The sequence below is a fragment of the Paenibacillus sp. CF095 genome, assembly GCF_900101225.1.
Lineage (GTDB): Bacteria > Bacillota > Bacilli > Paenibacillales > Paenibacillaceae > Paenibacillus.
In genome coordinates this window covers 1,517,149-1,532,150 of record NZ_FMZN01000001.1, presented here as the reverse complement: position 1 = coordinate 1,532,150, position 15,002 = coordinate 1,517,149, and the positions used below count along the sequence as shown (strand labels likewise).

13 protein-coding genes are annotated in these 15,002 nt (G+C 45.7%); 4 read left to right on the top strand and 9 right to left on the bottom strand.

Going from position 1 to position 15,002, the window contains the following annotated elements:
• Window positions 1-19: 19 nt before the first annotated feature.
• The 4 genes from BLS69_RS06800 to BLS69_RS06785 form a co-directional block, all read right to left on the bottom strand.
• Complete coding sequence (locus BLS69_RS06800; RefSeq protein ID WP_256332245.1) at window positions 20-1,243, bottom strand: VWA domain-containing protein; 1,224 nt, start codon at window positions 1,241-1,243, stop codon at window positions 20-22.
• Complete coding sequence (locus tag BLS69_RS06795) at window positions 1,228-3,696, bottom strand: DUF5682 family protein (protein WP_091029670.1); 2,469 nt, start codon at window positions 3,694-3,696, stop codon at window positions 1,228-1,230. The genes BLS69_RS06800 and BLS69_RS06795 overlap by 16 nt, the downstream gene beginning before the upstream one ends.
• Window positions 3,684-4,784 carry an ATP-binding protein gene (locus BLS69_RS06790; protein ID WP_091029667.1) on the bottom strand — a complete coding sequence of 367 codons (1,101 nt, stop codon included), beginning with the start codon at window positions 4,782-4,784 and terminating at the stop codon, window positions 3,684-3,686. Before BLS69_RS06790 ends, BLS69_RS06795 begins: the two co-directional genes overlap by 13 nt.
• A gap of 421 nt (window positions 4,785-5,205) precedes the next feature.
• Window positions 5,206-6,183 (bottom strand): aldo/keto reductase, encoded by a 978-nt coding sequence (locus tag BLS69_RS06785; protein WP_091029665.1) that lies wholly within the window; start codon window positions 6,181-6,183, stop codon window positions 5,206-5,208.
• Between the two features lie 189 nt (window positions 6,184-6,372).
• On the opposite strand from BLS69_RS06785, the gene BLS69_RS06775 reads away from it, so the two are divergent.
• From BLS69_RS06775 to BLS69_RS06760, 4 genes are all read left to right on the top strand, one after another.
• A complete protein-coding gene (locus BLS69_RS06775) occupies window positions 6,373-7,572 on the top strand; it encodes a cytochrome P450 family protein (RefSeq protein WP_091029661.1) in 1,200 nt (399 codons plus the stop codon).
• A gap of 40 nt (window positions 7,573-7,612) precedes the next feature.
• Entirely contained in the window at window positions 7,613-7,954 is a 342-nt protein-coding gene (locus tag BLS69_RS06770; RefSeq protein ID WP_256332244.1) for a ribosomal protein L7/L12, read from the top strand.
• Between the two features lie 170 nt (window positions 7,955-8,124).
• Window positions 8,125-8,409, top strand: coding sequence for an ArsR/SmtB family transcription factor (locus tag BLS69_RS06765; RefSeq protein WP_176872808.1), 285 nt, complete (start codon window positions 8,125-8,127; stop codon window positions 8,407-8,409).
• 233 nt (window positions 8,410-8,642) lie between these two features.
• Window positions 8,643-9,830, top strand: coding sequence for an MFS transporter (locus BLS69_RS06760; protein ID WP_091029658.1), 1,188 nt, complete (start codon window positions 8,643-8,645; stop codon window positions 9,828-9,830).
• Between the two features lie 120 nt (window positions 9,831-9,950).
• Here BLS69_RS06760 and BLS69_RS06755 read toward each other — a convergent pair whose 3' ends face one another.
• From BLS69_RS06755 to BLS69_RS06735, 5 genes are all read right to left on the bottom strand, one after another.
• On the bottom strand, window positions 9,951-10,706 hold the full coding sequence (locus BLS69_RS06755; RefSeq protein WP_062834752.1) for an SDR family NAD(P)-dependent oxidoreductase: 756 nt from the start codon (window positions 10,704-10,706) through the stop codon (window positions 9,951-9,953).
• A 331-nt stretch (window positions 10,707-11,037) separates the two neighbouring features.
• Window positions 11,038-12,765, bottom strand: a complete 1,728-nt coding sequence (gene poxB / locus BLS69_RS06750) for a ubiquinone-dependent pyruvate dehydrogenase (protein ID WP_091029656.1) — start codon at window positions 12,763-12,765, stop codon at window positions 11,038-11,040.
• 234 nt (window positions 12,766-12,999) lie between these two features.
• Entirely contained in the window at window positions 13,000-13,761 is a 762-nt protein-coding gene (locus BLS69_RS06745) for an SDR family NAD(P)-dependent oxidoreductase (protein ID WP_091029654.1), read from the bottom strand.
• A 159-nt stretch (window positions 13,762-13,920) separates the two neighbouring features.
• A complete protein-coding gene (locus BLS69_RS06740) occupies window positions 13,921-14,226 on the bottom strand; it encodes a Dabb family protein (RefSeq protein ID WP_091029652.1) in 306 nt (101 codons plus the stop codon).
• Between the two features lie 439 nt (window positions 14,227-14,665).
• The gene (locus BLS69_RS06735; protein ID WP_062834756.1) at window positions 14,666-14,917 is read right to left on the bottom strand and encodes a type B 50S ribosomal protein L31; all 252 of its coding nucleotides are present in this window, start codon (window positions 14,915-14,917) and stop codon (window positions 14,666-14,668) included.
• Window positions 14,918-15,002 lie beyond the last annotated feature (85 nt).

The window sequence follows — 15,002 nt, the reverse complement described above, 5'->3', positions numbered from 1 at the left end:
TACACATTCCTCCTTGAATTTAAGTGATGATCTCGCCAATCCAATCCGCGAGTTCGTTAGGCGTAATTGCTGCTACATGTGCCCCCATATTGGTTAATGTCTGTGCGGCATGTTTGTTATAGACTGAATCCCCGTTAAAATCGAGCGCGGTGAGGATCAGTAATTTGCATCCTGCATCGATAATATCTTTACAGGCTTTGTACATTTGCGCGATCGGGTACCCTTCCTCCAGATCACTGACCAGAATAAAGATGGTTTTGCCTGGATTATCGATTAACGTCTCGCCATATCGCAACGCTTTGGTAATATGTGTCCCCCCACCGAGCTGTACATTCATGAGCACGTCTACGGGGTCTTCCAGTCTGTCGCTCAGATCAACAACCTGCGTATCAAATATGAATAATTTCGTGCGCAACGCATTCAAGCGATAGAAGATGCTGGCCATCACCGAACTGTAGATGACTGAATCCAACATACTGCCACTTTCGTCTACACCAATAATGATGTTCCACTTGTTATGGGGCTGTATATTCCCGTCGAAATACAGACGATCAATCACAAACCTGCGCTTGTTTTTATCGTAATTCTTCAAATTCTTGGTGATGGTTCGCTTGAAATTCAGATTGCGCAAGGATCGTACTGAACTGGAAGTATAGCGACTGCGCTTGCCCATGATACTCGCTCGGGTCTGAGACTCCAGCTTGCTGCGTAGCTCTTCAACCACGGTTCGAACGATCTCCTTGGCGCTCTTTAACACCTCACCTTTCATCCGTCCTTTGAACTGCATAATGTTCTTGAGCAGATTCATGTTGGGTTCTAGGGATTCAAGCAACTTTTTGTCTGTTAACAATTCTGTCAGCCCATAGCGGTCAAGCGCCTGTTTCTCCAATATTTCTACCGTTGGTTTGGGGAATAGGTCCCTGACTTTGTGCAGCCATTTTGGTACAGTCAGGTTAGACGCACCGCGTCCTCCCTCTTTTCGGTAACCTTGTTCTTCACCGTATTCACGGTTATACAGATACCCCAGAATCTCATCGATTTCCGTATATTGAAATTCGCCCGAAGTATATTGCTCTGTATTGCACAGCCCCTCTTCAGCCGATTCACCGAGAATCAGACGCCAGCGATTTAAGGTTTCAGCAGAAGGTTGATCCCCTCGGTTGCTTCCATCCGGATTGGAACTTTCATTGATTTCTCTGATATCGTCCGTTCTCCGATTCGCTTCATTCATATTAGCTTCCATGCGGCAAACTCCTTTCGAAGCGCTTCGTCCCATGCTTTGGACTGAGTCAGCATCTGCTCATCAACCGCAGGCCTTAGCATCTCCTCTGGCTCAACCTGATGCAGACTCGCCACCCGTTCGGCAATCAAGCCCGTTTCCATTGGTGTAAAGTAGGTGAATGCCAACCGCAATTCCGGTACCATACTGATGAAGTCGTCGTATGAAAGCTGTTCAATCAGATAATTCAACTCGGACAACAGCTGATCTTCATATAAAAAAGCGTCACGTGCTACAGTGAATACTCCCTGTAAAAAAAGTGCGGTTTGACGGGTCTGATCCGGTGTACCATGGATATAACCACGAGCACGATCAACAATCTCATCTCTGGGCCTGTCACCGAGCCCTGAGGAAATAGCCACACATACACCCTCCAGCTGAGCCGGAAGCTGGTGATCCGACAGAAGCTCATTCAGCTGTATTCGGAATGTCTCATCCTGAAAATACCCCTCCGATGACTCTGCGAGCATGGCTAGCAGCTTCAATCCCTGAATAATGGCTTCATGTTCATCCGGGTTAGCTCTGGAGAGCTGTAACAACTTGTCCACGGCGTTCCTATAAGCTTCGGATACCAGGTCAGGGAGATGTTGCTCGTCAGATAATCCCAGCAACCTGCGGTGTTGATGAATTCGGTTCAAGACATGCAGGCTGTTACATAAGGATAGGAAATTCCCGTCGGTTCTCAGCGCCGAGCGCACCTGTTCATAGAGTTTCATCGCAGTGTCCTGAAGCCCCATGAGTAACGCTTGAAGCATGAGTCGGGCAAGTTCACCGCTATGATGATCCGGTATTTCTTGCATCTGTTCTTCCATTTTGCGTGTAGCCGCTCCAGCAAGCGTTCCGCCATAGAGAGAGTTCTCTATCAATCTGGCTTCAATACGGGATGAGTACATATAAACCCAGGTTTCGCGAACAAGATTCATGTCACGCTCTGCGATCCAGTCCGGCCCCGATTGCCGTTTCGCGAATTCCGGAACCAGATAGGTGATGCATTGAATCAATTGGCTTATCTGACGATGCTCCGGTTTCGCATACAGATCCAGAACTTTCTTGTGTTGACCTGTTGTACGAATCTGCAGTTTGTACTCTGTACAACGCGCCTTGAAGTCCTCCACGATGGGAATACTGAATGAATTGGGAGCCACGCTTCCAATGACGTCTCCAGTCAATAACTGCTGCAGCTCTTGCAGCGGTTTATCGGTCGCCAAGGTAAGCTCCCCCTTCACAAAGGAAGAGAGTGCTGCATCCATCAACTCATAGACGCCGCCTTCCCTTTTACCCCGAAGCCCGGCAAGACCTTGAATCATGCTGTACGCCTCAATCGCATCACTCGTTGATACATATTCGTGACCATCCCTTAATTGGCGCATCAGCCGGGATAACAAGTCCAGAGCCGTTAGATTATACGGTGTACTCTTTTTGCGAAGCAGCTGGTTCCAGATCTGATCGTAATAATTTACATAAGGCATGCCGCTCGCATATCCATTGAGCCGATCCGCTTCAGCAAAGGTATAGACCATCGGGTACATTTGTTGGTGAACCGTGTCTGGATTAACCGCACTTTGTTGAGACGTTCCTGGTTTACCTTGTCCATCCAAACGTCGGTCTGTATGCCGTTTATCCATTTCTGGCTGTTCCAATTCCGATTCATGTTTCTCTGACATCAACAGTCCATACGTATGAAATCCACCGGTAATGACAAGCACACGGTCATGCTCCCGCACCGCTTGATTAATATGTTGTTTCATATATGCTTCTCTTGCCAGATCACCTGAAGACTGTAATCGTTCCGTGGAATAACACATTCGGGATAAGGTACAATACGTGAATACATCCTGCACGAATTCCTCAGTAGACTTCTCCAGGCCACCGATCTCAAACACTTTTTCCCACAATTCATCAAAACTGCGGCAGTTTGTTTTTTGACACAAACGGTTAATGAAGTCAGAGCCCGCAAGCAAGGTTTCGTCCTGAATGGAGATCTCCTTTTGTTCTGTCTGGCCGGATTTGGATGCACGAGTGGAGAAGTGTTGATAGTCCAAATCAATAAACTTCGCCGGAATGTTCAGGCGTTTTGCTTCTTTCAAAGCTACATATTCAGGTGAATACCGAAGCATCGGATAATAGCAGGCTTCTCTCTCCAATTCACTCTCATAGGTATAGTACAGACTGACAGGAGGTAAGGTTGCCTCATCACTCAGCACCGAAATTAATGGATTACCGCTCTCCGGTCCTTCAATCAAAATGATATCTGGCTTGTACTCCTCAATTAATCGTAACAAGTGATACGAACATGCAGGGCTATGGTGTCTAATAGGATAATAGACCGTATGATTACTCAGGTTATATACCTGGGATTCGAACAAGGATTGTAACTGCTCAACATCAGGGTCCAGTACCGCTGTTAACCGATCCATTTTCTCTCCTCATAATAGTCCTTCCACATTCCCTCTTCTCTGGAACGCTCTTTTACGACCTTAGAGAAATAGGTTTTGAGAATGGACAGATCCTTGTCGTTTTCCTTTGCAATGGTCCCCAGCATGTTCTGCACCAACCGATCCAGCGCAATAGCCTTATCTTCGTAATAATAGGAAGTCATCGCACTCTGGACATAGACAGACACCGCTTCCGCCGTACTCATGGATGCTTGAGGGGTGTCAAGTTTGTAGCCTTCCCGTGTCATGCCGGTGCGCAGTTCCATGAATGTTGTAGCCAGCAATTCAACCACATCCGGGTTAATGTCAATATCAATTCCACTATGTAATAACAGGCTTCGTGCCTGGGATTCAATAATTTTGGCTTCCATCTTCACGTTATGAATGGGCTTGATTGTTTCGAAATTGAACCGGCGTGTCAATGCACCACTCATTTCGTTAACACCTTTATCGCGAATATTGGCTGTAGCAATGACGTTAAATCCCGGTTGGGCAAACAGCACACCGCCATCCAGTTCCGGGATGCTCATGACCTTGTCACTGAGAATACTGATCAGACTATCCTGCGCTTCAGCCGGACAACGTGTAATCTCTTCAAAACGGGTAAGAATTCCTTTCTTCATGCCGTTATATAACGGTGATGGCACAAGCGCAGCTTCCGAAGGGCCTTTATCAAGCAGCATGGCGTAATTCCATGAGTACTTGATCATGTCTTCCGTCGTGCCTGCTGTACCTTGAATCGTGTTTAGACTGGTACCGGAGATCGCTGCGGTCAGCAGTTCGCTAAGCATGGTCTTGGCTGTCCCGGGTTCTCCCACGAGCATTAATCCTCGATTGCCTGCCAGAGTAACCACGGCACGTTCAATTAACACGTCATTGCCATAGAATTTGCGGGTAATCGTGATCTCTTCTCCATTTAATAACGCAGGCTTATCCCTGCCTATAATAAAATCGCGCACATAGGCGGGAGATAACAGCCAGTTCGGGGGACGTTTCCCCTGATCTTCCTCTCGCAGCGCACGTAATTCAACCTCGTATAATGTCTCGGCGGGTGGTTTAAGCATCTCCATCGTCAAGGTGTCTCCTCTCACGTAAACAGATCGTATGTTCTTATTCCTATCATTTTATCACAGCCCTCGAACAACTACCCGGTAAAACGATAAAAATGGTTGAAACGTCCTTCTTATCAGCACTCTTCCTAAGTCCATGGACATAGCCTCTAGCACAAATATGAAGGTGAATTATCCTTACAACCGTGCCTAAACACTGTTTTCGGCTCCGAATCAGCATGCTTATTACCCATGCAAACGCATTGTAGGCCATATGACCTTAGGATTCATTACACTTTCGATCATGTGTTTCAACCAAATGAAGCCCATTATTACAAAGAAGACACAGGCCATCAGCAGCTTGTGTCTTCTTATATGTTCAAATTTCACCCAATATCTATGAATTTTGATCGAAACGAACCACTCTCTCAGAATTCCCTACTTACATTCTACGCCCGCATGAAGCGGAATACAGCTCGTACCACTCATAACGGGTAAGCTCAATATTTATTGCATCACGACAGGCCAGAATACGTTCTGGTCGAATCGAACCAATGACAGGTTGTATCCCTGCTGGATGCTTCATTAACCAAGCCAGTACAATAGACTCCGGTGTAACTCCACGCTCCTTAGCCATTCGATCAACCAATTGAGCCGTATGCTCAATTTCAGGACGCTGTCCCTCAACTACCCTGCCAGTAAAACGCCCCTGAGCAAGGGGACCCCAAGCTTGCAGTTGAATATGCTCTGCCTGACAATATTCCATCGTGCCATAGGGAAACACGTTATCTCTAGCTTGGGATCGATTCACCGTAACACCAGCTTCTACGAATCCGATTTTGTCCAGACTCATCTCCAGCTGATTCACAATCAGAGGTACTTTACTATGAAGCTGAAGAAAACGAATCTGTTCAGAACCCATGTTGGACACTCCAAAATGGCGCACTTTACCGGAATGATGCAGCTCAGCCAGTGCGTCTCCAATCTCTTGCGGATGGGCAAGTGGATCAGGACGATGTAACAGCAAAATATCCAAATAATCGATGCCGAGCCGTTCCAGGATACCGTCCACACTCGCCAGAATATGTGCACGTGAGGTGTCATAACGCTGCGGTCCTTCATCATCACCTACAAGACGTATACCACACTTCGACTGTATAATGATCTGCTCACGCAAGCCGGGAGTTTCGGATAAAACTCGCCCCAAGACATGCTCTGCCTTACCACGTGTGTAAATATCCGCCAGATCAAAGTGATTAATGCCGATTTCGATAGCTGCTTCTACCGCTCGATGACCTTCTACGACAAGATCGGAAGTAATGGGGAGCCCATCCCATTCACCCCCAAACCGCATACAGCCAAGAACCATTCGACTTGCCGGAATCTGGTGGTGATGCAAAGGAAGTTGTGCGTAAGACATGTCAGCGTTCACCTCATTTTCATTTTTAGCAAGCATAATAATCGATTCTCTCTACCATGTCTTCTTCCATCTTCCTCTATTTTCCTGCTCTATCATCCATATGAAGAAAAAACAAGGTTTCAAAAGCTTGTGTATTGAATATATAGAGGGTGCAGGTATTATGCAGGAATATGAGAGGAGATATTACATTTGAACCCGAATGAACTCAACGAGTCCTCAAAGCCAGCGTTTTTCACGAAAGAATTCACGCATAACCCTTACCCGGTGTATGAAAAGTTAAGAAAAGATGAGCCCGTTTTCAGAGTCATGTTTCCTCATGGGGAATTCGGCTGGATTATTACCCGATACGAGGATGCAGTCCAGATTCTGAAAGATACTCGATTCAGCAAAGACATGGTCCGACGTTACGGCGCTGACAATCAAAGCATCTTCTCGAATAATATGTTGTTCTCCGATCCGCCAGATCATAGACGTCTTCGGGGACTTGTGCAGAAAGCATTCACACCCAAACTGGTCGCAGACATGCGAAGCCATATTCGGGACATTGCTGATGAACTGCTGGACAACCTCCCGTCACAGGAAAAAATGAATCTGATCGATGACTTTGCCTTCCCGCTGCCTATCATTGTCATTAGTGAAATTCTGGGAGTACCTCTTGAGGATCGTGACAAATTCCGCTTGTGGTCCAATACGGTAATCGATGCTTCCACAGCCGAGAGCGCCGAGCTGTTTGAGCAGCATGCAAGGGAGTTTACGGATTACCTTACGGCCTGGTTTGCGAAAGTTCGCCGAGATCCCGGCACTGATCTGATCAGCCAGCTTGTCATTGCAGAAGAATCCGGGCAGCAGTTAACTGAACAAGAACTGCTTGGCGTGGTCTCCTTATTAATCATTGCCGGTCATGAAACAACTGTTAATCTCATCGGCAATGGGATTCTCGCCCTACTGGAGCATCCAGAGCAACGCGAACTGCTCATCAAGCAGCCTGAGCTTATTCACAATGCCATTGAAGAGATGCTTCGTTATAACGGGCCTTTGGAGTTCAGCACATCTCGCTGGGCTCTGGAAGATATTGAATTCCGTGGAGAGCATATCGCTCAAGGTGAACTTGTCATTGTTGCGCTTGGTTCCGCCAACCGGGACGAACAGCAGTTTAAGGATGCTGATATCTTCGACATTACCCGCGAAAAAAGTTCGCATCTGGCTTTTGGCAAAGGCATTCATCTCTGCCTGGGAGCACCGCTCGCTCGTCTGGAAGGTGAGATTGCAGTCAGCACACTTCTGAATCGTTTTCCAAATATACAGCTTCAGGCAGATGTGAATGAACTGGAATGGAGACCTGGCATGATTGTTCGTGGTGTCAAGGAAATCCCGGTTCAACTTAAATAATAGCTAAATATGAATAAATGAAAGCGAGGCACATGACATCATGGAAATGAACACCTTGGTATGGATCGTTCTGCTGCTTCTGATCCTTGTGTTACTGGTCAGAGTCACCAGTCTGCAACGCCAATTAAATGAGTTGAAAAGTGATGTGGAGCGTCTGGAGAACGGTTCAACAGTCAGCGCCCGCTCTGACTTCAATTACACATTGTCGCCGAAGGAAACATCTCCTTCCCACACAAGCCAACCAGCCCAATCGGATCTGGATCAGGAACTGCTTACACTTATACAACAAGGGAAAAAAATTATGGCGATCAAACGACTGCGTGAAGCCCGAGGTCTTTCGTTGAAGGAAGCCAAAGACTATGTTGATTCCCTAGATCGGTAATATACAACTCACATAACTCTCCGGGGAAGTTACTCCAGACTTTCGGCTGTTAACACAGACGCAGTAGAAAGTGTGGAATCTTCACCGAGAGTTTACTTTTCTAACGACATATGCTACTGTTATTTCTATATTACTAGAAATAAGAAATAAAGACGAAAGGACGGATCATGATGCAATCAAACTCGAATGAGATTGAACAAGTCGTCAAAATTCATAAAGCGCTGGGCGAGCAAACACGCTACAAAATCATTCAGATTTTATCGAGCGAAAGCAACCTGTGTCCCGCCGATCTGGAGAGCCGCCTTGTTACGGTTGCCCTATCGACTCTGTCTCATCATTTGAAACAGCTATCCGATTGTGGCCTGCTTACATCGCAGAAGAAAGGTACGTATATCTACTACAGCCTAAACACGGAGACTGCACAAAAGTTTGTTCCCTATCTGCTAAATAAATAAAAAATTTGAGTTATATTTCTATATAATTAGAAATATCGAAACAGTACCTCAACATTTATTAGTAGCACTAGGTCACCTAAGTTTACGCTTATATCAAATATTCATTATCTAGGTTGTAACATTACCATTCGCGCAGATAGGGTGCATTCAGAGCATTCATGTCTTGTTCTATCGTCTTTATTTCTATATTTCTAAAAATATAATAATTACAATTAGAAAGAGGTTATGTTTCCATGTCTTCTTCTACGCTCAAAATCTATGTTCTTGCCTTGGTCAGCTTCCTTGTAGGAACGTCCGAATATGTCATTGCCGGCATTTTGGATCGCATTGCAGATACCATGAATATCTCTTTAATCGCTGCCGGACAGCTCATTACGATTTTTTCACTCGTATATGCGCTAGGTACACCTGTCATTATTGCACTGACTTCGCGCTGGGACCGTCGCAAGCTGTTGCTATACTTCCTCGGTCTATTCGTTTTGGCTAATGTTCTTGCCTATCTGTTGCCGGGTTATGGACTGTTCGTCGCAGCACGCGTGTTGATGGCTTTAGGGGCGGGCGTTGTTGTTGTCACGGCATTAACGGTTGCTTCCCAAATAGCGGCTGAGGGCAAACAAGCTAGTGCAATCGCCACAGTAATCACTGGATTTACGGCTTCTTTGATTGTTGGCGTTCCGCTCGGAAGGCTTGTGGCTGCATCTTGGGATTGGAAGCTCGTTTTTGCCGGTATCGCCGTTCTTGGCATTCTCGCCATGCTGGTGATCGCGGCCGCCATTCCGCCTTCCAAAGCAGAAGCGCCTGTTCCGCTGAAGAATCAACTCTCTTTACTCAAACAGCCACGAATTGTACTGGCACTGCTGGTGACCTTTTTCTGGTTAGGTGGTTATTCCATTGCTTACACGTATATCTCACCTTATCTCGTAACCGTTGCAGGAATGAGCGAAGCACTACTCAGTTCAGCTTTACTCGCATTTGGTATTGCTAGTCTGATCGGTTCAAAAGTAGGAGGATTCGGTGCTGACAGATGGGGTGTCAAACGAACGTTGATCACAGGCATGACACTGCATATAATGAGTCTGGTCCTGCTGAATATAACGGCAAGCTCTCATCTCGCTGTCTTGCTTGTTCTGATTTTGTGGTCTTTTGCCGCGTGGTCCTCGGGTCCAACTCAGCAGTATAACCTCGTGACTATGGCTCCCGAATCCTCAGGTATTATGCTTAGTCTGAATAGTTCGGTCATGCAATTAGCTATGGCCGCCGGAGCAGGGATTGGTGGCATCGCAGTAAGCAGCGTCTCATTGTCATCCATCACCTGGATTGGGGCTGTCGGGGTCGTTATTGCCGTTATCATCGTCATAAGTTCGTACCGTTCAGCATCTACGAAAAGTAAACAAACCAATGCATCACACAACGTTGCCTGATATGGATTCGCAGTACTATGCGTAGTATAAAAGAGAAATTAAAAAGAGAGGCTCTGTACGCATACAGTGACCTCTCTTTAAACATTTTAACAGCTATTTTATTGCCGATAAGCTGAACTCTTATTGGGCCGTAACTGCACCATCGATCGGATATACTGCACCATTAATATACGGCGCTTCATCTCCAAGCAGGAAGGAAACCAGGTTAGCGATCTCTTCCGGTCTGCCAAGGCGTCCAGATGGAATGCTGTCAACCGTTGCCTTGAACACTTCAGGGTTGTCTTTACCAAACTGAACAACCATCGGCGTCTCAATAGTACCTGGTGCAATCGCATTTACACGAATGTTGTCCTTGCCATATTCAATTGCAGCTGTTCGGGTCAAACCCACCACGCCATGTTTGGTTGCTGCGTAAGGTGCAACCGCGGGTACACCAACAATACCGGCTGTGGAGGCTGTATTCAGAATGGAACCTCCACCTGTTTTGAGCATTTCAGTAATTACATACTTCAACCCGTAGAATACACTTCTCAGGTTAATATCAATAATCTGGTCAAACTGCTCAATCGTATGTTCAATCAGCTTGATCCCAGGACCTGCAATCCCTGCATTATTAAAGAACATGTCGATTCGTCCGAACTCTTCGACTGCTTTTTTCACATAATTCTCAACTTCAGGTGCTTTACTCACATCTGCTTGTACAAAAATAGCTTTACTTCCCAGCTTCTCAATCTGCTTAACGGTTTCAAGACCTGTCTCTTCGACAAGATCCACAACGACAATGGATGCGCCCTTCTCAGCCAGCTTTAGCGCTGCTGCTTGGCCCAATCCACTTCCTGCTCCAGTAATAATGGCTACTTTTCCTGCGTGACTCATGTTGATCTCCTCCATGTGTGTGTGTCATCTTGTGATTGGATCGATGAATACGATATGAAACGTACGTACATGCAATGATGCAATATGTAGGTCAAAAATGGCATAAAACCTTCCTGACTTTACCTATTCTAATAGACTTTCGACATAAAAACAAATCATATAATATGCATTCATACTATATTACATGTCACATTTTCAGCATTCTATTCAAGAAGCACGCAACGATAATGTCTTGTCACGTGCTCCTCTTTTACCTCTTTTACATAAACAATACTTTGAAAGTCGGTATCTCTACAACTTCACACGGTGCATTTCCGCTTTATCGAAACGGCTATCTTAGCAGATTGGTTTTTGCTAATTCAATAATTTCGTCCCCGCGTCCGTTCAGCACGGCTTTCATCATCCATAACGTGAATCCTTCAGCCTGTTTGATATCAATCTTCGGAGGTAAAGACAATTCCTGACGGTTCACCACCACATCAATCAGTACAGGACCATCATGCTGAAGCGCACGCTGCACAGCTCCTTCCAGTTCACCCGGATCTTCAACCCGAATACCTTCCATGCCCATGGCCTGAGCAACCATCGCAAAGTTAGGATTTACAAGTTCTGTCCCGGACTCCAGGAACCCTGCAGCCTTCATCTCCAGCTCAACAAAACCGAGTGCTCCATTATTAAACACCACAACTTTAATCGGCAAATTATGCTGTTTCAATGTCAATAGATCACCCATCAGCATCGTGATGCCACCATCACCCGACAACGAGATGACTTGTCTGCCTGGATCAGCGACCTGAGCACCAATCGCTTGTGGCAGGGCATTTGCCATCGTACCGTGACTGAATGAACCGAGCAGCCTGCGGTTGCGGCTCATCTCGATATAACGGGCCGCCCATACTGTCGGAGTACCAACATCACAGGTGAAGATGGCATTTTCTGCTGCGGCATCACTAATGATCTTGGTCAGGTACTGCGGATGGATAGGCTTTTTACCCGGTTTTCCAACGGCTAACTCGTCCAGTTCTTTACGTACTTTCACATAACGATCCACACTTTTACGCAGATGTTTGTCACTGTGTTCTTCTGTTAGATAAGGAAGCAAAGTTTCAATAGTCGCTTTCACATCCCCACATACGCCGTAATCCAGCTTCGTACGCCGACCCAGATGGGAAGATTGAATGTCGACCTGAAGGACTTTCGCATCTTCGGGATAGAATTGACGATATGGGAAATCCGTTCCGAGCATCAATAATACATCACAGTCCATCATGGCATGATAACCGGATGAATACCCGATTAGCCCGGTAAGGCCGACGGAATAGGGGTTCTCATACTCCAAATATTCCTTACCTCGTAGTGCAATAACCATCGGGGATTTCAACCGATCACAGAGCTGCATGAGGGATTCCCTAGCGCCCGCGCAGCCTGCACCGCACAACAACGTAATTTTTTTGCCTTGATTCAAATATTCCGCCAGTTTCACGAGTTCCTGCTCAGAAGGATGTACCACAGGGTTGGTCGCGTGATACACATGCTCAGGCACAGGCAGATCCGCCGCTTCAAGTCCAGCTACATCCCCCGGTAATACAACGACGGACACACCTGAACGTGCGACTGCTGTCTGGATGGCCATCGTAAGGGAACGAGGCATCTGCTTTGCTGTTGTAATGACTTCACAATAATCACTGCATTCCTGAAAGAGATATTCTGGATGTGTCGCCTGAAAATATTCGCTGCCAATCTCGTCACTTGGGATATGTGCAGCGATGGCGAGCACAGGCACACGATTGCGATGACAGTCGTACAGACCGTTAATCAGATGCATGTTACCAGGGCCACTGCTCCCTGCGCAGACAGCGATACTTCCACTGACCTCAGCGTCTGCCCCAGCAGCAAATGCAGCCACTTCTTCATGACGTACATGAATCCATTCGATCTTCCCAGAACGACGGATGGAGTCGAGTACCGCATTCAAGGAGTCTCCAACAATGCCATATATGCGTTTGATGCCAGCGTTCAATAAGGATTCAACCAGAACGTCCGCTACTGTTTTTTTCATAAGTGATGGGTCTCCTTTAATTGCTCATTTTGATTATGTTTCCACTCTGTTAATATACCTATTCTTATACCCCAATCTGCTGAAATCCGAACCAAATCATATGTATATATGGATATACAAAAACCTGCCCCTTAAAGCCAAATGCCAAAAAATCCGCTTGTCGAATGACAAACGGATTACGGTTAAACTAGATTTATTGTTATTTCATGTGAATTCCTGAATCCAAATCGGAAACTAGATGGCAGGCATCACATTGCCACCACTTACTGGGATATAGGCACCCGTGATAAATGAGGACAGATCCGAAGCGAGAAAAGCTACCGCATTGGCGATTTCTTGATCTTCACCCCTGCGCTTCAGCGGCACGGTACGAGTGTATGCCTCATCATGTCCAGGCTCACTGGATCGGTCACTTTCGCTTATCGTCCATCCAGGTGCAACCTGGTTTACGGTAATCTGATACTCGCCAACCTCCTTGGCAAGTACGCGATACACGCCATCCATTCCACGCTTACCAGCGGTGTAGGCCGATTGATGAGCAAAATTTTGCATCGCACATTCCGTATTGATACCAATGAACCGACCGGCTCTGATACTTTGCATATGTGGAATGAAAGCTTTGGCAAGATACACACTCTGCATGACACAGGATTCGAACTGGCTCAAGTAATCTTCAGGAGACTGTTCCAACACCGTTGTCCATTCATATTGAATGACCGCATTGGCAACAACGATATCCACTCCGCCGAGGACAGGCTGAATTTCATCACGCATCCGAAATGCCGTATCCTGCTTTGTAATATCTCCCTGTACAATTACAGCCTTACGACCGAGTGCTTCAATCTCACCCTGAAGCTCCCGAGCCATGGTATCATTATTTATGTAATGTAGAGCCAGATTGGCGCCACAGGCTGCCAACGTGCGGGCGATCACTCTCCCCAGTTGTCCGGTTGCGCCTGTAACCAGAGCCGTTTTTCCTGAGAGATCCAATTGCATAACAGCGAAAACCTCCTAGAATTCATTTGGTCGAAATAGTCGAAAACGATTTCGAAATGTGTTATTTTTGTTTATTAATTACGCATTATTCAGAGGGATATACAGCATTGTTCAATGCTGTATATGGTAGTTCAACCTTTTTCCTATATGTGGAGACTATTAATTATGATGTTGAATGAGATCAATTTCCTGGAAGCGACTGACTTCCTTTTCCCAACGATCTTCTACATATTGACGGTGAACCGGGTGATTGTTGTATGCATCATACGCAGCCTGATCTGCAAAGACCATCGAGAAGCTGTAGTCAAACTCATTCTTTTCACTTACCTGTCTCAGAACCTGAAATTGCTCTACCCCAGGAATGACAGCCAGTGCATCCGAACTTTCCTTTAAAAAGGCTTCTGCCTCCGGTGTATCTTTACCCGCGTAAAGTGTAAACGTTACCATATGTGTGATGCTGCTCATCTCTATTTCCTCCTCCAATATGTTCTTACTCTGTTTCCTAGTGTACATCCGAATGTGTTGTAAGCGCAATAATTGGTTGAATTAATTTTTATGAAATGGATATTTCTATATAAATTGAACTAAGGAATATTTACACTGGTCACTTCGATGACAGAACAACCTTCCGATCGCTGTTATCCCCAGATTTTTTCGATTCCTTCTATAAAGGTTAAATCCGGGGATAAAGGCGAGTTTATGCTTACGAAGTAGCTTTCCATAGAAAGCTTTTAGCTCCGCTTCTTCAGTTTCTTTCTGTCCTCTCCGTTTTGTGTAAATTTTATCTCAATTTATATAGTTACAAATATTAATTTCAAGTAAAATTCACTAGCCTTTACCCTGAATATATACACAAAAAAACCTCAGGACAAATCCCGAGGTTTTTTGTAATGTATGGACAAACTTATTTGTTGATGTTGTATTTACGGTTAAATTTATCAACACGGCCACCGATATCCACGTTTCTTTGTTTACCAGTGAAGAACGGGTGGGATGCGGAACTAGTGTCCACACGGATTACTGGGTAAGAGTTACCGTCTTCCCATTCCATAGTTTCGTTAGAGAACTTCGTGGAAGAACTCAGGAATTTGAAATCAGCACTTGCATCGTAAAAAATTACGAGTTGTGTCTTTGGATGGATGTCAACTTTTGGCATAATCTATTTACACTCCTTTAATATGGGTACTTCTTTAGAATCAAACTAAATTTTATTATACTCTTTTTTTGGACAAAGTACCAGC